The 20,247-nt window shown below is 72.4% G+C and carries 19 protein-coding genes; 9 read left to right on the forward strand and 10 right to left on the reverse strand.

Annotated elements, in window-relative coordinates:
* Nucleotides 1–40: 40 nt before the first annotated feature.
* The 3 genes from LRS74_RS22235 to LRS74_RS22245 are packed head-to-tail and all read right to left on the reverse strand — an operon-like array spanning nt 41 to nt 4,361.
* Nucleotides 41–1,114, reverse strand: coding sequence for a polyprenyl synthetase family protein (locus LRS74_RS22235; RefSeq protein WP_277742654.1), 1,074 nt, complete (start codon nt 1,112–1,114; stop codon nt 41–43).
* Between the two features lie 2 nt (nt 1,115–1,116).
* Nucleotides 1,117–2,070 (reverse strand): 4-hydroxy-3-methylbut-2-enyl diphosphate reductase, encoded by a 954-nt coding sequence (locus LRS74_RS22240; protein WP_277742655.1) that lies wholly within the window; start codon nt 2,068–2,070, stop codon nt 1,117–1,119.
* The gene (locus LRS74_RS22245; protein ID WP_277742656.1) at nt 2,067–4,361 is read right to left on the reverse strand and encodes an FAD/NAD(P)-binding protein; all 2,295 of its coding nucleotides are present in this window, start codon (nt 4,359–4,361) and stop codon (nt 2,067–2,069) included. Before LRS74_RS22245 ends, LRS74_RS22240 begins: the two co-directional genes overlap by 4 nt.
* A 215-nt stretch (nt 4,362–4,576) precedes the next feature.
* Here LRS74_RS22245 and LRS74_RS22250 point away from each other — a divergent pair, with 215 nt between their 5' ends.
* Both LRS74_RS22250 and LRS74_RS22255 read left to right on the forward strand, forming a co-directional pair.
* Nucleotides 4,577–6,217, forward strand: a complete 1,641-nt coding sequence (locus tag LRS74_RS22250) for a class I adenylate-forming enzyme family protein (RefSeq protein ID WP_277742657.1) — start codon at nt 4,577–4,579, stop codon at nt 6,215–6,217.
* A gap of 49 nt (nt 6,218–6,266) precedes the next feature.
* Nucleotides 6,267–7,628, forward strand: a complete 1,362-nt coding sequence (locus LRS74_RS22255) for an FAD-dependent oxidoreductase (protein ID WP_277742658.1) — start codon at nt 6,267–6,269, stop codon at nt 7,626–7,628.
* Nucleotides 7,629–7,637: 9 nt separating this feature from the next.
* Here the strand turns inward: LRS74_RS22255 and LRS74_RS22260 are convergent, their stop codons facing one another.
* Both LRS74_RS22260 and LRS74_RS22265 read right to left on the reverse strand, forming a co-directional pair.
* Entirely contained in the window at nt 7,638–8,261 is a 624-nt protein-coding gene (locus LRS74_RS22260; RefSeq protein WP_277742659.1) for a C39 family peptidase, read from the reverse strand.
* 31 nt (nt 8,262–8,292) lie between these two features.
* Entirely contained in the window at nt 8,293–8,934 is a 642-nt protein-coding gene (locus LRS74_RS22265; protein ID WP_277742660.1) for an NAD(P)H-binding protein, read from the reverse strand.
* A 102-nt stretch (nt 8,935–9,036) separates the two neighbouring features.
* Between LRS74_RS22265 and LRS74_RS22270 the strand changes: the two genes are divergently transcribed.
* Nucleotides 9,037–9,414 carry a helix-turn-helix domain-containing protein gene (locus LRS74_RS22270; protein ID WP_277742661.1) on the forward strand — a complete coding sequence of 126 codons (378 nt, stop codon included), beginning with the start codon at nt 9,037–9,039 and terminating at the stop codon, nt 9,412–9,414.
* Nucleotides 9,415–9,446: 32 nt separating this feature from the next.
* Here the strand turns inward: LRS74_RS22270 and LRS74_RS22275 are convergent, their stop codons facing one another.
* From LRS74_RS22275 to LRS74_RS22285, 3 genes are all read right to left on the reverse strand, one after another.
* Complete coding sequence (locus LRS74_RS22275) at nt 9,447–10,136, reverse strand: YdcF family protein (RefSeq protein ID WP_277742662.1); 690 nt, start codon at nt 10,134–10,136, stop codon at nt 9,447–9,449.
* An 8-nt stretch (nt 10,137–10,144) separates the two neighbouring features.
* Entirely contained in the window at nt 10,145–10,537 is a 393-nt protein-coding gene (locus LRS74_RS22280; protein WP_277745054.1) for a hypothetical protein, read from the reverse strand.
* A 113-nt stretch (nt 10,538–10,650) separates the two neighbouring features.
* Complete coding sequence (locus LRS74_RS22285) at nt 10,651–11,208, reverse strand: hypothetical protein (RefSeq protein WP_277742663.1); 558 nt, start codon at nt 11,206–11,208, stop codon at nt 10,651–10,653.
* Nucleotides 11,209–11,373: 165 nt separating this feature from the next.
* Here LRS74_RS22285 and LRS74_RS22290 point away from each other — a divergent pair, with 165 nt between their 5' ends.
* The 5 genes from LRS74_RS22290 (at nt 11,374) to LRS74_RS22310 (ending at nt 15,627) form a co-directional block, all read left to right on the forward strand.
* Nucleotides 11,374–12,840, forward strand: a complete 1,467-nt coding sequence (locus tag LRS74_RS22290) for a helix-turn-helix domain-containing protein (RefSeq protein ID WP_277742664.1) — start codon at nt 11,374–11,376, stop codon at nt 12,838–12,840.
* Nucleotides 12,834–13,319: a hypothetical protein gene (locus tag LRS74_RS22295; RefSeq protein WP_277742665.1), complete on the forward strand. Its 486-nt coding sequence runs from the start codon at nt 12,834–12,836 to the stop codon at nt 13,317–13,319. Before LRS74_RS22290 ends, LRS74_RS22295 begins: the two co-directional genes overlap by 7 nt.
* 113 nt (nt 13,320–13,432) lie before the next feature.
* Nucleotides 13,433–13,978, forward strand: a complete 546-nt coding sequence (locus LRS74_RS22300; RefSeq protein ID WP_277742666.1) for a GNAT family protein — start codon at nt 13,433–13,435, stop codon at nt 13,976–13,978.
* Between the two features lie 36 nt (nt 13,979–14,014).
* Complete coding sequence (locus LRS74_RS22305; protein ID WP_277742667.1) at nt 14,015–14,491, forward strand: hypothetical protein; 477 nt, start codon at nt 14,015–14,017, stop codon at nt 14,489–14,491.
* 86 nt (nt 14,492–14,577) lie between these two features.
* The gene (locus LRS74_RS22310) at nt 14,578–15,627 is read left to right on the forward strand and encodes an XRE family transcriptional regulator (RefSeq protein ID WP_277742668.1); all 1,050 of its coding nucleotides are present in this window, start codon (nt 14,578–14,580) and stop codon (nt 15,625–15,627) included.
* A 21-nt stretch (nt 15,628–15,648) separates the two neighbouring features.
* Here LRS74_RS22310 and LRS74_RS22315 read toward each other — a convergent pair whose 3' ends face one another.
* A complete protein-coding gene (locus tag LRS74_RS22315; protein WP_277742669.1) occupies nt 15,649–17,058 on the reverse strand; it encodes an MFS transporter in 1,410 nt (469 codons plus the stop codon).
* 95 nt (nt 17,059–17,153) lie between these two features.
* Here LRS74_RS22315 and LRS74_RS22320 point away from each other — a divergent pair, with 95 nt between their 5' ends.
* Nucleotides 17,154–17,741, forward strand: coding sequence for a helix-turn-helix transcriptional regulator (locus LRS74_RS22320; protein ID WP_277742670.1), 588 nt, complete (start codon nt 17,154–17,156; stop codon nt 17,739–17,741).
* Nucleotides 17,742–17,847: 106 nt separating this feature from the next.
* Here LRS74_RS22320 and LRS74_RS22325 read toward each other — a convergent pair whose 3' ends face one another.
* The gene (locus LRS74_RS22325; protein WP_277742671.1) at nt 17,848–20,145 is read right to left on the reverse strand and encodes an MMPL family transporter; all 2,298 of its coding nucleotides are present in this window, start codon (nt 20,143–20,145) and stop codon (nt 17,848–17,850) included.
* Nucleotides 20,146–20,247 lie beyond the last annotated feature (102 nt).

Genomic DNA, 20,247 nt, shown 5'->3' on the forward strand with positions numbered 1-20,247 from the left:
CGGCCGACGCTCGTCCTCGGGCTCGTGTCCCGGCCCGCCGCTACTTGTCCCGGTACACCGCGGCCCGCGCCATCGCGTGCAGCTCCGCCGCCCACTCCGGGGGCAGCGCCGAGCTCACCGCCTCGTTGGCCACCTGGAGCCGCTCGGCGATGACGGCCTCGACGCGGTCCCGGATGCCGGTGCGCACCAGCAGCTCGTACAGCGCGTCCGGGTCGGTGCCCGGCAGGTCGTCGCCGACCAGCTCCCGCACCTCCGGCTCGTCGCTGAGCGCGAAGGACATCAGCAGCGTCATCTTGTGCTGCTTGAAGTCCAGCCGGGCGGGCTTGCCGGTGACCTCGGCGCTGCCGAAGGCGTCGAGCAGGTCGTCGCGGAGCTGGAACGCCTCGCCGAGCGCCAGCCCGTACGCCTCGAAGGCCGCGAGCAGCTCGGCCGAGCCGTCGGACAGCGCGGCACCGACCGCCAGCGGACGGGAGACCGTGTAGCGGCCGGACTTGAACAGGGCGATCCAGCGGGCCAGCGCGGCGTCGGGCCGGAACCGGGCGGCCGCGCGGACGTCGAGGAACTGCCCGACCATCAGCTCGGTGCGCAGCTCGCCCCAGACCTCGCGGGCCCTGGGGGTGCCGGCGGGCATCAGCCGGTCCGCGTAGACCAGGGCCAGGTCGCCGGCGAGGACGGCCACGCTCTCGCCGTAGCGCCGGGGCTCGCCGTGCCAGCCGCGGTCCTGGTGCAGCGTGGCGTGCAGCACATGCGCGGTGGGCTCGTTGCGGCGCAGCTCGGAGGCGTCGAAGACGTCGTCGTGGAGCAGGGCCGAGGTGTGCAGCAGCTCCAGCGCCGCGGCTGCGTCCACCGCGTCGTCCGCGGCCGGGTCGCCGCCCGCCGCCAGATAGGCGGCGAGGCAGAACGAGGGGCGCAGCCGCTTGCCGCCGCTGGCGACCATGGTGGCCACGCAGTCGACCAGCTCCACGGCGTCCGGGTTGAGCTCGGACCACTCGCGGCGCTCCGCCGCGAGGAAATCCGTGAGGCGCCGCTCCACCCGGGCCAGCAGCGCCGCGCGCTGGTCTGCCGGGGCGTCGCCCGGGGTCCCCGCGGGTACGGCTGGCCTGTGCTCGGTCACGGTCACTGCAGACTCCCTGGCATGGCGAAGACGACGTCCTCGGTGGTGGTCGTGATGGTGTCGACGTGGCCATAACCCAGCTCCCCGAGGCGGGCGACCAACTGCTCGACGAGGATCTCCGGGGCGCTGGCGCCGGCGGTGACGCCGACCGTCCGCACACCCCGCAGCCAGCGCTCGTCCAGCTTGGAGACGTCGTTGACGAGGTACGAGGCTGCCCCGTGCCGGATCGCCACCTCGACCATGCGCACCGAGTTGCTGGAGTTGTCGGAGCCGACGACGAGGACCAGGTCGGCCTCGGCCGCCAGCTCCTTGACCGCGTTCTGCCGGTTCTGGCTCGCGTAGCATATGTCGTCCGAGCCCGGGCCCTGGATTTCGGGGAAGCGCCTGGTCAGCTCGTCCGCGATGGCGCGGGTCTCGTCCAGCGACAGTGTGGTCTGGGTGAGGTAGGAGACGCCGTCCGTGCCGGCCGGGAGCCGCACCGTGCGGGCGTCCTCGACCGTCTCCACCACGATGGTGTGCTCCGGCGCCTCGCCGACCGTGCCCTCCACCTCCTCGTGGTCGGTGTGCCCGATCAGCAGGATGGTGTGGCCCGCCCCGGCGGCGCGCTTGGCCTCCTGGTGCACCTTGGACACCAGCGGGCAGGTGGCGTCGACCACCCGGAGCTCGCGGGAGGCGGAGTTGGACCGGACGGCCGGCGAGACGCCGTGCGCGGAGAAGACGCACACCGCGCCGCGCGGCACCTCGTCCTCCGAGTCCACGAAGACCGCGCCGCGCCGCTCCAGCTGGTTGACCACGTACTGGTTGTGGATGATCTGCTTGCGGACGTAGACGGGCGCCCCGTGGATCTCCAGGGCCCGCTCCACCATGCCGATCGCGCGCTCCACCCCGGCGCAGAAGCCCCGCGGCTCCGCCAGGATGACCCGCTTGCGGTCGGTGGTGTCCGTCGTCGTGGTCATGGTGTCCTCCGAGTCGTCGACAGGGGGCGTGCGGCGGCAGAGGCGGCGTCGGCCGCCGCATGCGGGTCGGTGTCGGCCACCGGGTGCGGGCCGGTGTCGGCCAGGGGGTACGGGTCCGGGGCGGCAACCGGGTGCGGGGTGGTGTCGGCCGTCGGGGGCGGGCCGGTGTCGGCTGCCGCGTACGGGGTGGCGTCGGTCCCCGCGGCCGCCGCCGGTCCTTCCGGTGCCGGGCCGCCCAGGGCCAGCACCGCCTGGGCGATGGCGTCCGCGTCGCCGAGGGTGACCGAGTTGACGCCCGGTCTGATGCCGGCGGCGGTCACCCAGTGCACGGCCTCTGTCGGCACCCCGTAGGCGAACCGCGCCGGGTGCGGCCGCCCCGCGGCGTCCAGCACCCGGTAGGGGCGCTCGGTCACGGCGAGCCCGCCGGTCACCAGGGCCCCGCCGCGCGCGGCCGGGATGCGGTACGGCCGGCACTGTCCGGTGGCGAGCAGCCGGCGCAGCAGCGGGTCGGCGGCGCGTCGCAGGTCGGGCTCCGGCAGTCGGGCCTCGACCAGCGCCCGCGCCGCCACCCGGGAGCCGGGCACGGCGGGGGACTCGGCGACGAAGCGGCCCGAGCCGGGACCGGCCGCGCCGGGTTCGGCCCGGATCCGGGTGTCGGGCCCGATGATCCGCACCACCCCGGCCTCCAGCAGCGCCAGCAGCTCCGCGATCCGGTGGGCGGGCGGGCCGATGGACAGATAGGCGTTGAGCGGGGTGTACCAGCCGTCCAGGTCGACGCGGTGCGAGTCGCCGTCCAGGCCGCCGTGGTCGACCGCCAGCCGGATCTCGTTGCGCAGGTCGCGCAGCACGTCGAGGGCGGCCTTCAGCGGCCCGGTGACGTTGCCGGCCCGGGCCGCCGCCAGGTCGGCGCGGAGATGGTCGGCCAGCCAGCGGTGGAAGTCCTCGGGGTCGGTGAACCGGCGGTCGCCGTGGGGGCGCTGCACGGCGGCCCAGTCCCAGCGGTCGCCCGGCGCCACCCCGGCCTCGGTCAGCAGCCAGTCCTCGCGCTCCCCGCCCGGCGGGCAGGCCAGGAAGCGCTCGCGGAACTCCCAGGCCAGGTCCGGCCGTCCGCGGGCGGTCAGCAGCGCCGTGTAGTAGACCGCCTCGACCTCCTTGGCGATCAGGGGCCACAGCATCTCCCGGAAGTCGAGCCCGGAGCCGTCGGGGGACTGGGCGCGCAGCTTGGCGATCAGCTCGGGGGTGAGCAGCATCGGCTCGTGACGGCCGGAGACGCCCTTCTCGTTCTCGCCGCGGGCGTGGTACGGCAGCCCGCGCCGGGAGCCGGCGTACAGCAGCGGCTCCCGCCCGGACGGGACGTACGCCAGCCGTCCGTCGCGTGTCTCGTAGCGGCCGCCGCGGCCCTCGGTCAGCAGCGCCATGTGGTCGAAGAAGGTGAGGCCGAGCCCGCGTAACAGCACCGGCTCGCCGGGCGCGAGCGCGGCGAGCGCCGTGTGGGTCGCGTCGCTCGGGGCGGTCGTCTGGGTCGCGTCGCTCGGGGCGGTCGTCTGGGTCGCGACGGTCGTGTCGGTCGTCTCGATCGGGTCGGCCAGGTCGGCGGGGTTGGCCGGGGGCAGGTGCAGCAGCCCGTGTTCGGCGGCGAAGGCCCCCAGCGCGGCGTCGACGGCGGAGGGCTCGGGGTCGACATGGCCCTGGGCGAGCACCACCGCGTGCAGCCCGGTCAGCCGGGTGCCGTCCGCCAGGGTCACCGTCTGGGTGCCCGTCACCGTCTGGGTGCCCGCGCGGCCGTCGTCCGGCCCGGGGCGCGAGCCGTCGGGGACGTCGTCGAGAGCCACCGCGCGCTGCCGGTGCACCCGCAGCGCGACCCGGTCCGGGGCGCGCTCGGCCACCCGGCGGAACGCCCACTCCAGATAGGCGCCGTACAGGGCGCGGGTCGGGTAGGTGTCGGGGCCCAGCGCGCGGGCCTCGGCGCGGGCGGGCCCGTCGAGCGTCTCGGCCGCCGCCGGCGAACACGCCCACGCGTACAGGCTCGGCCCCGGCTCCAGCGGACCCGCCAGCTCCACGCTCTCGTCGGTGAAGACGGTCACCTGGCAGGCGACGGTGTTCATGAGCAGCCGGCGGGACTGGTCGGTGCGCCAGACGCGCCCGGCGCCCGGCGGGTACGGGTCGACGACGTGGACGGTGATCGCGCGGTGTCTTCGGGACCGGCGGGCTCCCGCGCACAGCCGCTCCAGCACCGACAGACCGCGGGGCCCGGCCCCGATGAGGCAGACATCGAGGCGTATGCCGCTCATGTCAGGTCTCCATTCCCCTACGGCTCCACCGGAGTCGGTTTCTGGAGACAGATCGTGGGGGCGCGGGGACCGGGCCGGAAGCGGCTGATTATTGCTATCCGAAGCTGGCAGGTTGTCATGGCGATTGCTATGGCTGGCTGCCGAGTTCCGCTTCTAATTTGTGCACTCCTTGAGCGATGAATGCCATTCCTGGCAGCTGACTGGGGAGTGCTGAAATGCCGTTCCGTAAACACCCGACGCACCTGGGAGTGTTGTTCGACTGGCATGCGGAGGGGGACCGGCAGACGGTCGCCCACCTCGACCGACCCTTCGACATCGCTCCCGAGGCCGGGACCCGGCTCAGCGGGCGGCAACTGGCGGCGATCGTCCGTGACTTCGCCGCCCGACTGTACGCGGCCGGGGTGCGCAGCGGGGACCGGGTGGCCATCGTCAAGGACAACCACCTGGACATGACGCTGGCCGCGGCCGCCGCCGCCCGCATCGGGGCGCTGCCCGCCACCATCGCGGCGCTCAACAAGCCGGAGGCGCACCGCGCGATGATCGCCCGGCTGGAGCCGTCGGTCCTGGTCGTCTCGCCGGGCCCGCTGGCCCGGGCGGCCGCCGCCGGGGTGAGCCTGGCGGGCCCCGGGACCCGGGTCATCGTGCTCGGCGGACCGGACGGGCCGGGGGAAGGGTTACCGGAGGAGGCGCCGGAGGGCGCGCTCACCCTGGCCGAGCTGGCGGGGGCGCCGCCCGCCCCGGTCCACATCCGCCGCCGGGACGAGCCGATGCTGGTCATGCACAGCTCGGGGACGACCGGGGTGCCCAAGCTGGTGGTGCACTCCGCGGAGACCATGCTGGGCGGCATCGCCCGCACCGAACGGGTCCGCTTCCCGATCCTGGCCAGCAAGCACCGGGACGTGGCGGCGACCTCGGTCTCCTTCGCGCACGGCCGGATCGTGTCCTGGCTGATGGGACAGTTCGTGCTGGCGCCCAGGAAGATCGTGATCATCTCCAGGCATGAGCCGGAGGTCGCCGAGCGGATGATCGCCGAGCACCGCCCGACCTCGCTGGAGGCGTGCCCCAACGTCTTCCAGCGCTGGGAGGAGCTGGCGCTCGCCAAGCCGGAGCTCTTCCGCCAGGTGCGGCTGTACGTGGGCACCTTCGACGCCATCCACCCGCGCACCGTGCGCACCTTCCTGGGCGCCTCGGAGCGGCGCTTCCCGGTGTGGCTCCAGGGCTGGGGGCAGAGCGAGGTGGGGCCGATGTGCTTCACCGTGTTCACCCGCGGCCGGCTGCGGAAGCGGTCCGAGGACTCCTCCGTCACCAGCGACATCGGCTGGGCGACGCCCGGGCTGACCCGGGTGAAGGTCGTCGACGTCGACACCGGCCGCCCGGTGTCCAAGGGCCGGCCGGGGCTGCTGATGGCCTCCTCCAAGGCCCGCTGTCTGGACTACCTCGGGGAGTCCGACCGGCACGCGGAGAAGGTCCGCAGCCGGTGGTGGAACACCGGGGACGTCGGGGAGCGCGGCCGCCTCGGGCGGCTGAAGCTGGTCGACCGCGAGGTCGACATCATCCCCGGCACCAGCGGCATCGAGCTGGAGTCGATCCTGCTGGACCGGCTGCCGAGGGCGTCCGACGTCACCGTGCTGGGTGTGCCGGGCGAACTCCCCGTCCCCGTCCTGTGCATGAACGACAACCGACTGGACCCCGAGGAGTGGCGGGCCGCCACCCGTGGCCTGCCCGAGCTCGCCGCCCCGCGGCTGGTCCCCTTCGAGGACGTGCCGCGCACCGCCACCTGGAAGGTGCGCCGGCTCGACCTGCGCGAGCAGGTCCTCGGCAGCAAGGAGTCCATCGGCACGGGGCGTTGGACGTGACCTTCGCCGCATCGTGTACGCGGATCGTCCCGCCCAGAGGAGGAGCGCAGTGACCGATATCGACATCGCGGTGGTCGGCGCCGGGATCGCCGGGCTGACCACGGCCTACCGGCTGGCGAAGGAGGGCCACCGGGTCGAGGTGTTCGAGTCCGGCGACGAGCCGGGCGGCCGGATGCGCGCCGCCCGCGTCGACGGCTACACCATCGACCGCGGCGCCGAGACCCTCTCCCCGTACGGGTACCCGGCCACCTGGGAGTTCATCGAGGAACTGGGCCTGGCCCGGCAGGGCCGGCTGCACCGGATCGAGCACCCGGTGGGGCTGTGGAGCCAGGGCCGGGCCCACCCCTGGGTCGGCCACCCCCGGTCGCTGCTGACCGGCGCCGGCCTCTCCTGGCGCGGGCGGCTCCAACTGCTGCGGATGCTGGTCGCCGGCAACGGCCGGGGCCGGGTCGACCCCGACCGGCCCGAGCGGTCCGTGCACGGCGACATGACCCTGGCCGAGTTCGGCCGTCGCCACGGGGACGAGCTCGTCGAGCGCTGCCTGGGCCCCGTCGCCACGGCCGCCTTCGGCTGGCTCCCCGAGCGCAGCACGGCCGCCCCGATGCTCGCCATCATGCAGGGCACGCGGGGCATCTACCGCTGGCAGACCTACCGCGACGGCCAGGACACGATGGCGCGGACGCTCGCCGAGCGGCTGAAGGTGCACCTGTCGAAGCCGGTGGTACGGGTCGAGCGGGACGGCCGCGGGGGCGGCCGCGGGGACGGCCGCGGAGTGCGGCTGTCCTTCGCGGACGGCACCGAACTGACCGCCCGGGCCGCCGTGCTGACCCTGCCCGCCCCGGAGATCGCGGCGATCCACCCCGGCGCCCCCGAGGAGGAGCGCCGATTCCTGGACGCGGCCACCTTCACCACCATGATCCGGGTGGGCGTGATGCTGGACCGCCCCCTGGAGCCCCGCCGCACCGCCCGGCAGCCGCACCTCTACGCCTTCGTCATGGCCCCCTGGGAGGACTCCCTCCTCTCCGGCGGCACCTGCGAGCACAACAAGTGCCCGCACCGCGTCCCGCCGGGCCGCGGCCTGGTCACCCTGCTGGTCTCCCCGCGCCGGGCGGCGGAGGTCTACGACCTCCCCGACGACCAGGTGCTGGAGCGGGTCCTCGACGAGAGCGAGCGTTTCATCGACGGCATGCGCGCCGCCTACGTCGGCCACCAGGTGACCCGCTGGCGCCACGGCCTCCCCGAGGCGACCCCCGAGGCCCTCCGCCTCCGCGCCCCCTTCACCCGCCGCCCGGCCAGCCCCATCGAGTACGCGGGCGACTGGCTCTACCTCCGCCCGAGCAGCGAGGCCGCGATCGCCTCGTCCCGGCTGGCGGTGGACCGGGTGCACGCGTGGCTGCGCGACGGCGGCTGACGGCGGCCGCTACGGCGCCCCCAACACCACCCCGCGCCCCGCGAAGAACCGCTCCAGGTCCGCCCAGCCGACGGCCGCGTACTCCTGGGAGTGCCCCGGCAGCCCGGACGGGTTGTTGAGGCGTACGCCGTCGTCGTCGGCGTCGACCACGAGCACCAGGTGGCCGCCCCGGGCGGGGGGTTGCGGCTCCAGGACGCGGAGGGAGAAGTGCACGGAGATCATGACCAGCCCGCCGGCGTCCACGGTCCGCCGGATCTCTCCGGCGGTGAGCTCGGGCACCGACCGTGCCCGCATCCCCCACCGCGCGCCGACGTACTCGGCGAACGGCTGGTAGATCAGCCCCTTCACCTCGTCGCCGTCGCGTACGTACGCCCCCGCGGCCTCCAGCTCGCGCACCAGCGGCACCGAGGGCGGTACCGGCAGCCCCCAGTGGTCCAGCGCCATCCGCAGACACGCGACACCGCACATGCGGTGCGCCCAGAAGGCGTACTCCTCCGGGCTGTCGGCGCCCGACTTCTGCCACAGCGGGTCGTCCAGCGCCGACCTGGCCCCGGTCACGAACTCGGGTACCAGGTCGGCGGATTCCCACTGGGAGTAGTAGGGAACGGTCGGGCGCGGGGCGGCATGGGTCATGGAGGCCAGTGTGCTGCACACGCGGGGGCGGTCAGGTGGCGGCCCGCTCGACGCCGATGTGCGTGCGGTGGTGCCGCGGGGTGTCGATCTCGTCGATGAGGGCGATGGCGAAGTCGGCGTAGGAGACGCGGCTGGCGGCGTCGGCGGGGGCCGTGACATAGCCGCCGGTCCGCTCCCCCTCGTGGTCGAAGTCGCCGGCGGGGCTGACCACCAGCCAGTCGAGCCCGCCACCCGCCGCCGCCAGCGCGGTCCGGCCCGCCTCGTGCGCGAGGTAGAACGGGCGGTACTCCTGCGGATATCCGGGGGTGTCCATCAGCGGCGTGCCGGAGGCCGTCTCCAGGATCGACGCCAGGCCGACGAAGACCAGCCGCCGCACGCCCGCCTCGCCCAGGCCCCGGTCCAACGCCCGTGCGGTGGTGGTGAAGAAGTCGCCGGGCTGGGCGGCGGGGTCGTAGACCGCGGCGACGGCGGCGTCATGGCCCGCGGCCAGCCGCGCGACGGCCTCCGGATCGGTGACGTCCCCGGCCACCAGCCGGACCCCGTCCGCCGCCGGCTCGGCGTGCCGCCCCGGCTCCCGTACGACGGCGGTCACCTCGTGCCCGCGTCGGAGCGCCTCCCCGACGGCCGCCCGGCCGGCCCGGCCACCCGCACCGAAAACAACGATCCTGCCCATGAGTTCACTCCTAGCGTTGCGGACCTCGTCCACGTCCTGACCTGCCCCGCACGCTAGTGAGGACCATGGTTACCTCCGGGGTACCGCACTACTGTGCCCCTTGTGACCAAGCCACTGGACCCCGAGATGTTCGACGAGCTGTGCCCCTCCGACCTGTCGCCCATCCGGGTGGGCGACAAGTGGGCCGCGATGATCATCCGCTGTCTCGAAGAGGGCCCGCGCCGCTTCTCCGAGCTGCGCGTCCCGCTGCACCGCGTCACCGCCAAGGTGCTCACCCAGTCCCTCCGCTCGCTGGAGCGGGACGGCTTCGTCACCCGCACCGTCCGCACCGAGCCCGCCCGCCACGTCGAGTACGCCCTCACCCCGCTCGGCCGCAGCCTCCTCGGCCCCCTCGACGCGGCCTGCGCGTGGGCGGCGGAGCACTGGGACGAACTCATCGACGCCCGCGAGGCGGGGTCCGCCGTGCGGCGGGCGGGCTGACGGGCTCAGGGGGCGGGGTCACCCTTCCGGCCTCAGGAGCTGATGAGCCTGCTGTCGAAGCCGGCGCGCAGGAGGCGTTCGTACGCGTCATGGACATCTCCCGGTACGTCCTGCACGACGGCGAAGCCGAGTGCCGGGTACTCGATGACCCGTTGCAGGTCCCCCACGAGCATGTCGACGACGAGTTTTTCGTCGCCGATGGACTTGATGTAGTCGTCGAACTCCAGCGGCTCGGAGGCACAGATGACCTCGACCTCCGGCCAGAGCTTGCGGCACGTGGCGTACGAGCGGCGCTCCATGTACGGCTTGGAGATCAGAAGCAGCGACTCGACCTCCACGCCGGCCTCGCGCAGTACCTCTCGGGACAGCGTGATGTTCTGGCCGGTGTTGCCGGCCTTGGTTTCCAGCAGGATTGCTTCGCCGGGCACGCCCAGGTCGAGGGCGTGCTCGCGGTAGTGGACCGCCTCGCCGCGCGGGAAGCGGGCCGCCGTGGTCGGGCTGTTTCCGCCGCTGAAGACGACGACGGGGAATAGGCCGGCGCCGTAGAGGTCGGCAGTGGTCGTGGCGACATCGAGATCGTGGCTGCCCAGGCCGATGGCCGCCGAGCAGGGGCGCACTTCGTGGCCCATCTGGTGATAGCGCCAGATCAGCACGGCGTCGTTCCACTGCTCGTCGGTGATGGTGCGCTCTGCGCGGTCCGGCACGGGGACTCCCTCGATCATCGCTGCCTTCACCTCGACACGAGGGCCCGCGGGTCGTCGTACGACCGCCGGATTCCCTCGATGCTGCGGAGCTGGTGGCTCAGGCCGTGGTGGGAGGCCATGCGCGCCACGTCGTCGAGGACGGTCAACCCATCATCGCGGGTGGCCGGGTCGGACAGAAGGATGTGCGTACGGCGCCGCAGGTCGTGCAGCAGTATGTACCCGGGGCGTCGACCCGCCCTGGGTACGCCCCCAACGGCTCGTTCCATCTCCCACTCGGCGCGCTCGGCGGCCGCCGCCAGGTCCCACCGGGAGGGCCTCCGGTCGGCGGGCGGGAGGACGAGGTCTGCACGGCTGGCGTTGGACGGCCCGCCGAAGGCCAGACCGAGACTGACCCACCGCCCGCCCCATCGCCCGGTCACCGGCAGACCCCTCGCGCCGCGCGGCGCGCCTGGAGCAGCGTCCGCCCGACCGGGCACCCGGTGGCCGACCGCGCGCAGGCAGCGCACTCGGTGAGATGCGTGATCGCCGCCCGTCAGGTCCGCCGTTCCTCCCGGCTCCGCTGCGTGGCGGGGAGGTCGGCGAGCGGATCGGACTGCGGCGGGAAGTACGGGGCGCAGTCCGGACAGGCGTAGTGCGTGCGGCCGCCGTTGCCGCCGTGCACGAGGGCGACGGTGACCGGCCGCCCGGTCATCCGCTGGCAGCGCAGGCAGACCTTCACCGAGGCGTGCGCGGTCCGCAGCGCGGAGTGCAGCCGCCCCGCGTCGGTGAGCCGCCCCTCCCGCGCCGGGACGACCCTCCAGTGCGGCCCCGGCCCATACGTCCGCTCCACCGGCGGCACCGCCACATACGCCCCAAGGCTCAGCACCCGCTGAATCGTCCAGTCACCGGCGACCCCGGGCGCCACCAGCCAGTACCAGACGGCCCCGTAGGTGTCCTCGATGACCGGCCCGCTGTTCCCACCGAGGAGCGCCAGCGCGCGCTGGCCGATGAGACTCGGCACCTTGACGGCATCCCACCACCGCCCGGCGGGCTGCGCCTCGATGTCGGGGCCGTGGGGTGGGTTCCATGGGTGGGGGGTGTTGACATGCATGCGATCCCCGGTGTGGTCGGTGGTACGGGTCGATGACAACTTCGAGGCTCGTCGCACGAGGATGCTCAAGGAATGACCATCGGGGGTTACCGAGGCGGTAATACACTCGTTGCCGCTGCGACGACACACCCGCACATGCCAGGATCTTTCCCGGAAGTTGACCCCATGGACGCTTCTGCCACCGGCCCGCTGAGCCTCGAAGTGCTTGACCGAGAAGATTTGCGCCGAGCCCTCAAGGAGCACGACTTCGCCGCAGCCTTCCTCTTGATCAAGAAGTGGGGTGGGCTGACGCAGAACCGAATTGCGATGGCCTGTCATCTGACCCCCGGCAAGGTCAGCAACATCATCAGCGGGCAACAGCAGGTCACGTCTTTCGATGTCCTTTGCCGCATCGCAGACGGACTGCGCATCCCGGGCCACATGCTGGGTCTGGCGCCCCGCCCTTGGGAGAGCGAGCAGCAAGAACATCATCAGAGCGTGGAGTTACGAGGCCGTCCGTGCGAGGACGAGATCCCATGGCAGCCTGAGATTGCCGTGGAACTGGCTACTCAGCTGACGAGGAGCGATCTCGTGATGGACCGACGTGGAGCGAGTCGCGCGCTGGCGGGGGCGGCCCTCACCGGGGCTGCCTTGCTCGACCCGCTCGAGGGCTGGCTGCGGCCGCCCGGGGACAGAGATGCCCCACGTGTCCGCGGACGTCTCGGAGTTCAGGAGATCGAAGAACTGGAGATCGCGGCGCGCGCCTTTCGTCGCTGGGATCACCGCTACGGTGGAGGTCTGCGATACAAGGCCGTTCTCGGCCAGCTCAACGAGGTGGCGGAAGCGCTTGACGAACATCAAGCACCTGCCATTGAACAGCGCCTCTATCAAGTGATGGCCCACCTGGCTGGGGTGGCGGCCACCATGGCGTGGGACTCCAAGTTTCAGCGTCGGGCCCAGGACTACTACCGCCTCGCCCTGCGTGCGTCGCACGCGGGGAAGGACCCCGTTTTCGGAGCGAACGTGTTGGCGGGGATGGCTCGCCAGATGCTCTACCGCGATCGACCTCAGGACGCATTGGAACTGGTGCGCTTGGCTCAAGAAGGATCGCGGAACGCGGCGGGACCCCGGGTGCATGCCATGCTGCACACACGTGAGGCCTGGGCATTCGCTGCGATGGGGCGTGTGTCCGCCTTTCAGCGTGCTACCGCGCAGGCGGCTGAAGCGTTGGCGGAAGCCGAGCCGGTCGCCGAGCCGTACTGGATCGCGTACTTCGATGAGGCCGAGCTTGCCGGAGTCACTGGTGGTCGACTCCTGGACTTGGCGCGCAAGGACCCGCGTCAGCATGCCGAGACGGCGACGGCACAGATTCGTAGGGCGATTGCCGTGCGTGACCGGGATGCAGGGCGTAGCCATGCTCTCGACCGGATCGGGCTCGCGGAGTGTCGGTTCCTCGCGGGAGACGTGGCAGGGGCGGTCGACGAGACGCACAAGGCAGTCGAGGCTGCTGGCCGTACACGTTCGGGGAGGGTACGAGCTCAGCTCGGCGAGCTTTATCCGTACACGGTGGGCCACAACGTATCAAGGGGTGTACGGGAAGCGCGGGATAAGATCCGCGGCCTGTTGTTGAGCTGTGAGGAGAGGCCATGCTGACCATCGCCGTGACCGGCCACATGGACCTGACAGAAGAGAGCGTCCCCCTCGTGCGTGGGGCGCTCGATGAGCTGCTGCGGCCCCGTGCCGGCGGACTTGTCGGCATCTCGTGCATCGCGAAGGGGGCGGACTCCCTGTTCGCTGAGGCGGTGCTCGCGGTCGGCGGTCGGTTGGTGGTGGTGATTCCGTCGCGGGACTACCGGCAGGCCAAGGTCAAGCCCGAGCACGCGGCCACGTTCGACCGGCTCGTCGCGGCCGCCGGCGATGTGCTCGTCATGCCCCATGAGACGGCGAACCGGCAGGCGTACGAGGCGGCGAACGCCGAGCTGCTCCAGCGGGCCGACCGGCTTGTCGCCGTCTGGAACGGGCAGCCGCCCACGGGGAAGGGCGGCGGCACGGCCGACGTGGTGCTGGTGGCTCGCGAGGCCGGGATTCCCGTGGATGTGGTCTGGCCGGAAGGCGCTTCGCGACGCGGGTGAGGTCCCGACCATGCGCCTTGGGCCTCAATGGACATCGGGGGCTGCCGGAGTCAACCCCACTTGGCGGTGGCTCTGGCCCCGATCAGCGAGCCTGAACGGTAAGGTCCGGAGCCATGCATCCGGTCACTCGTGACAGTGCACGTCTCACTCTGCGAGAGCTCTCGCTCGACGATGTGGACGACGTCCTCGCCATCTACGGCAGCGCCAAGGCCACCGAGTATCTGAGTTTCACCCCGCGCTCCCGCGAAGAGGTGGCCGGCATCGTCTCCCGCTCCATCGCCTCCGCGACAGCGAGCCCGCGAGAGGAGTACGCGCTGGCCGTGACGCAGCGGGACTCGGCCGACCTGATCGGCTTCGCCCGCCTGGCTCTTGATCCGCACCAGCAGCGCGCGGCCACCATCGGCGCCGCGCTGCGCCCCGAGGCGTGGGGCGTCGGCTACGGCAGGGAGACCCTGCATCTGCTCTTCGGTCTTGCCTTCGCCGACCTGGATCTCCATCGTGCCTGGGCGGCCCGATCACCGCTGAACGCGGCCGCCGAGAGGATGATGCTGGCGGCGGGGATGGTCGAGGAGGGGCGCATCCGCGGCCATGTCCATGTGCGGGACGCGTGGCGAGACTCGATCGTCTACGGGATCCTGCGCGACGAGTGGCAAGGCTGAAGACGGCGCGAGCAGTCCGCACAGGGAGGTACCACCATGCGCCTGGGCGTCACCGGACACCGCGGGTTGCCGGAAGAGACCGGGAAGCTCGTCCGTGCCGCTCTCGCAGCGGAGATCGAACGACACGCGCCCGATGGCCTCGTGGGCGTCTCCTGCATCGCGGACGGACCCGACGCGTGGTTCGCCCAGGCCGTTCTCGACCACGGCGGTCGGATCGAGGTCGTCATCCCCGCTGCCGAGTACCGCGAAGGGCTGCCTGAGGACCACCACGCCGTCTACGACGCGCTGATCCAGCGGGCATCCGAGACCCACTCCACGGGGATGACGGAGTCCGACGAGCGGGCCCACATGGCCGGTAGCGAGATTCTCGTGGATGTCGTGGACGAGCTTGTCGCTGTCTGGGACGGGCAGCCAGCCCGGGGCTACGGCGGCACGGCGGACGTCGTGGCGTACGCCGAACGGACAGGCGTCGCTGTCCGGGTGATCTGGCCGGAGGGGGCGACCCGGGATTAACGCCCAGCGGGGCATGCGACCCCAAAGTCGCCGTCTGGAGCGGGCCGCCGAACGGTTTGGCGCCTGTTGTCGATCACAATGGCCCCGTGAACGGGATAGGTGCCGCCGACATCCGTCGTAACCGCTCGGGTCGGCGCCGGCCACGTCCGGCGGGCGGGGCGGGCGAGGGTGGGATGGGGTACGCGGAGGCGGGCGTCCTTCCCGGTCCGCCGCCCGACGGCGCTCACGATGACGGCTACGCCCAGCACGTCCGCGAGTTGTCGCAGCGCCTCGTGGTGCTCGACAACGAGCTGAACGACCTGCCGGTCGCGGACATGGCCGTGCACGCCTTCGCTGAGGTCCGTCGACGGCTCGCCGCAGGCGATCACGCGCGGAGGCGGGGGCGGGACATCCAGGCGGCGGCCGCCGAGTTGGCGGAGGTGGCGGGGTGGGCGCTGTTCGAGGCGGAGCGGCCGGGGGAGGCGCGGCGGTTGAACCAGGAGGCGCTCCGACTCGCGGAGGCGTCCGGCGACCGTGCGATCGGGCTCCTGACGTTGCAGAACATGGGCATGCAGGCAGGGTGGCTGGGGGCGCCACGGGAGGAGCTCGCCATCGCGCGGGGCGTCCTGGAGCGGGGGAGGACGTCCCCGCGGGTCGAGGCGATCTTCCGGGTGCGGGAGGCGAAGGGGCTCGCCGGCTCGGGGCGGGTGGCCGAGGCGGAGCGGGCGTTCCAGCGCGCCCGCTCGCTTCTTCAGGAGAGTGGGCGGCTCAGCGACCCCTTCTGGGTGTGGTGGGTGACCGCGGACGAGGTCGACGGCCATCACGGCTTCGCCCACCAGGAGTCGGGTGACCCGGCGAAGGCGGTCCCGTATCTGCGTCGGGCCATGCGCCAGGAGGCGGGGGCGCCGGTCGGCTACCGGAACATCTACGCCGCCCGGCTGCTCTCGTGCCTCCTGGGGCTCCGGGCGTGGCGGGACGCCGAGGAACTGGCCGAGCAGGTCATTCCCGTGGCGGACGCGACCCCCTCGCGGCGGACGCGCACGCTCTTGGCGGGCGCGGCCCGGCGCGGGCGGTCGCTGCGCCGGGCCCCGGGCGGTCTGCGCGACGCCCTGCACGAGATCTGCCTGATGTTGGAAGAGGGCCGGAGCGAGCTCTGATCGGCCCGCGGGGCGATGCCCTCAGGGCGTCTTCCGGGCCGGTGAGGCCACCTCCTGAGAGGCGCGGGCGACGACGAGGAGGAACAGTCCGCAGGCCGTCACGAGCAGCCATCCGGGGCGGGAGGCGCGGGCGATGCCGGCGGGGTCGACGTCCGTGACCAGGCCGCCCGCGATGGCGATACCGATCGCTGAGCCGACCTGGCGGGCGGCGGAGGTGATGGCCCCGGCGACGCCGGCCCGGGACTTCGGCAGGCCGCTGACCGCGGTGTTGGTGATCGGTGCGTTGGCGAAGCCGAACCCGATGCCGATGAGCAGGTACGCCAGCAGGAGCAGCAGGACGCCGGTGTGCTGTCCGAGGTTCACCAGGCACAGGCCGCCGGCGGTGGTGAACCCGCCCGCGAGGAGCAGCGGGCGTCGTGGTCCGAGGCGCCCCACGAGGTTGCCGGACCACGGCGCGCACAGGGTGGCCCCGAGCGCCATGGGCAGGGTCGCCATGCCGGCCTCCAGCGCCGTCCATCCGCGGGCGTGCTGGAGGTAGAGGGTGTTGAGCAGCAGGCTCACGTTCAGCGCGATGAACACCGCCACGGCGCCCAGCACCGCCGTGGCGAAGCGCGGTCGTCGGAAGAGCCCGAGGTCCATCAGGGGCTCGTTCTGGCGCAGCTCGACCCGGACGAACCCGGCCGCCGTGGCGACCACCAGCGCGTAGCCGACCAGGGCCGGCGGCGAGGTCCAACCGATGCGGGGTCCCTCGATGAGGACGCCGATCGAGAGGCCCAGGGTCAGGATGAGCAGGGCCTGGCCGGGCAGGTCGAGCCGTCGGTCGCGCTGGCCGTGGGACTTGGGTACGAAGACCGCGACCAGGACGAGGGCGGCGACGATGACCGGGGCGTTGATCCAGAACACCGATCGCCAGCCGAAGGCCGCTATGAGTGCCCCGCCGGTGACCGGGCCGGCCGCCATGCTGAGCCCGAAGACCGCCGCCCACACGCCGATGGCCCGGGCTCGCTCCCGGGCGTCGGGCATCGCGTTCACCACGATGGCCAGGGCGACGGGGCTCAGCATCGAGGCCCCGACCCCCTGGAGGGCCCGTGCCGCGACGAGGAAGCCGAGCGAGGGGGCGACCGCGCAGGCCAGGGAGGCGAGGCCGAAGACGACCAGCCCGCACTGGAAGACGCGACGTCGTCCGAAGCGGTCCGCGAGCGCGCCGGAGGCGATGAGGAGACCGGCCAGGACCACGGTGTAGGCGTCCACGACCCATTCCAGGTCGCGGGTGCCCACGCCCAGGCCACGCCCGATCTCGGGCAGGCCCACATTGACGATGGTGGTGTCCAGGCCGACCAGGAACATGCTCAGCGCGCAGACGGCCAGCACCGTCCACCGTCGGCGGGCACTCAGTGTGGCGGGCTGGGCTGGCGGGGATGTCGTGGTCACGGGTGCGCCTTCGGTCCGGGATCGTCTGCCGGCCCATGCTCGGATCAGCCGGCGGCGCAGACCCAGCACTTTTGCGGAAACCGCAAAATGGACCCATGGACGCCAAGGACACGGAACTCGCGGAGACCCTCGACAGCATCGGGCCACGGCTGCGAGCGCTGCGACACGACCGCGGACTCACCCTCGAGGCGCTCGCGGAGGACACCGGGATCTCCGTCAGCACGCTGTCGCGCCTGGAGTCGGGCAAGCGACGGCCGACGCTCGAACTGCTCATCCCGCTCGCGCGAGCGCACCGTGTCGCCCTGGACCAGCTGGTCGCGGCGCCCGCCACCGGCGACCCGCGCGTGCACCTGAAGCCCCACCGCAGGGAGCGCGGAAGCGTCCTCGTGCCCCTGACGCAGTACCCGGGCCGGGTCCAGGTCTTCAAGCAGGTGCTGGCGTACCGTGAGCCGAAGCTCGTGACCCACGCCGGCTACGAATGGCTCTATGTGCTCGCCGGCGAACTCCGCCTCATCCTCGGCGACCGCGAGTTCGTCCTCCGGCCGGGCGAGGTGGCCGAGTTCGACACCGGCGAGCCGCACTGGTTCGGCCCCGCCGGCCCCCACGCCGTGGAGATCCTGCATCTGTTCGGCCCCCACGGGGACCAGGCCGTCGTCCGCACCGGCCCGTCGGCGACGTCCTGACCCACCACGACGAGTGCACCACGGCGAGTGCACCACGACGAGTCGCCCCGCCGAGGGTTCGACGGGGCGACTCGTGCGGCGTGCGGCCGGCGGCCGCGAGGGCGGACTACCGGCGGCTCGCCACCCGCTCCCGCTCCGCTTCCGTGCCCGCCGGCGCCGCGCCCGCCACCGGGTGGCCCTCCTCGCTGAGGCCGTAGCGGTCGTGCAGGCGGCGCAGCGGGGCCGGGGCCCACCAGCTGCGGTTGCCGAGGAGGCGCATGGCGGCGGGGAGCAGGATGCCGCGGATGAGGGTGGCGTCCAGCAGGATGGCGAGCGGGACGCCGAGGCCGAGCGCCTTCATGTAGCTGATGCCCGAGGTGAGCATCACGACGAAGACCAGCGAGAGGATGATCGCGGCGTAGGTGACGACCTTGCCGACCCGTTCCAGGCCGGTGGCGACGGCGAGTTGGTTGTCCCCGGTGCGGTCGTACTCCTCCTTGACCCGGGAGAGGATGAAGACCGCGTAGTCCATGGAGAGGCCGAAGCCCAGCGCCGAGATGAGGATCGGGGTGGTCCAGGTGATCGCCCCGGTGTTGATGAAGTCGCCGACGAGCCACTGGAGATGGCCGTCCTGGAAGACGAAGACCAGGGAGCCGAAGGTGGCGCTGAGGCTGAGGGCGCTGAGGGCCATGGCCATCAGGGGCAGCAGCAGGCTGCCGGTGAGCAGGAAGAGCAGCACATAGGTGCCGACGGCCAGGATGCCCAGGGCGTAGGGGAGCCGCTCCTTGAGCAGGTCGAAGGTGTCGACGGAGATGGCGGGCTGGCCGCCGACGGTGATGGCGAAGGGGGCGTCGGCGTCCCGGACCCGGTCCACGATGGCCTCGCCGCGCTCCGAGAGTCCGTCGACGGCCGGGACCACGGACAGATACGTGGCGTCCTCGCCGGCGTAGCGGCGGTTGAGCTCGCCGGGCGGGACGACGCGCTCACCCTTGGCGTAGGAGCCGGTGAGGGCGTCCACGCGGGCCACGTCGGGCAGCCGGGAGAGGGTGGCCGCGTAGTCGGCGATCTCCTTCTCGCGCCCCGCGGGGTCGCCGGTGTTCCGTGCGACGACCTGGAGGGCCTGCGCCTCGCGGTTGTTGAAGTTCTCCTGGACGACCTTGGCGACCTGCGCGGACTGGGCGCTCTTGGGGAGGATCTGCTCGTCCGGGAGGCGCATCTTCAGGTCGACGACGGGGGAGGCGAGGAGCGCCATCAGGACCAGGACGCCCGCGGCCAGCGGGGCGGGGCGGCGCATGACGACGACCGCCAGGCGGTGCCAGAAGCCCTGCCCCTCGGCCGGTTCCGCGGCGGCACCGGCCGATGCCGCCGACCCGGCCGCCTCGGCCCGCGGCTTGCGGCGGATCAGCCGCAGCCTGTCGATCCGCGGGCCGGCCCAGGCCAGCAGCGCGGGGACGATGACCAGGGTGGCGAGGGCGGCGGCCAGGGTGGTGACGGTGCCGCCGACCGCGATGGACTGGAACATCCCGAAGGGGATGACCATGAGGGAGAGGAAGGCCACCGCCAGGGTGACCGCGGAGAAGGTGACCGTCCGGCCGACCGTCCGCATGGTGGCGCGGATGGCGTCCGGGATCTCGGTGCCGTCCCTCTTCAGCTCCTCGCGGTAGCGGGTGATGAACAGCAGGCTGTAGTCGATCGCCAGGCCCAGGCCCAGGAAGGTGGTGATGTTGACCAGCAGGTTGTTGGCGTCGAAGACGAAGGTCAGCGCGAACATCAGACCGAAGACCAGCAGCATCGTGGCGAGGGCCACCGCCAGCGGCAGCGCGGCGGCGACCAGCGAGCCGAAGATGACCACGAGGACGATCAGCACCAGCGGGAAGACCAGGGACTCCGCCTTGGAGGCGTCCTTGGCGGCCTGCTCGGTGTTCTCGAAGTTCATCAACGCCAGCCCGCCGAGCTTCACATCGAGCCCGTGGACGGTGCCGGTGTACTTCTCCTTCAGGCCCTCGATCCGGTCGTTGACCTGGTCGAAGTCGCCGAGCACGGTGCCGGTGACCAGGGCCTGCTCGCCGGACTCGCCGCGCAGCGAGGCCGCCTTGCCCGCCGACCAGTACGAGGCCACGTTGCCCAGGTCCGGGTTGTCCGCCAGCTCCTTCGTCAGCTTGAGCCCGGCGGCGGTGACGGCCGGGTCGTCGACTCCCCGCGAGTCCTCGACGACGAGGGAGAGGTTGGGTCGGCCCTGGCCGAACTCCTTCTCCAGGACGGACTGGGTGGTGGCCGACTCGGTGTCGTCGTTCTCGTAACCGCCCATCGTCAGACGGTCGGTGAGGCCCATGGAGCCGCCGCCCACGCAGAGGACGATGATCAGCACGGCCAGCAGAATCTTCTTCGGCCTGGGGAGAATCAGGCTCGCTAACCTGTCGAGCATGTCGGAGCTCTCCTGGGATCCTGGGATGCGGGACGGACTGTTCTGAAGTTCCGGTACGCCTTGTTCTGAAGCTATGAAACAGCATGTACCAGAGATTGGTTT

The organism is Streptomyces sp. LX-29 (assembly GCF_029541745.1).
Lineage (GTDB): Bacteria > Actinomycetota > Actinomycetes > Streptomycetales > Streptomycetaceae > Streptomyces.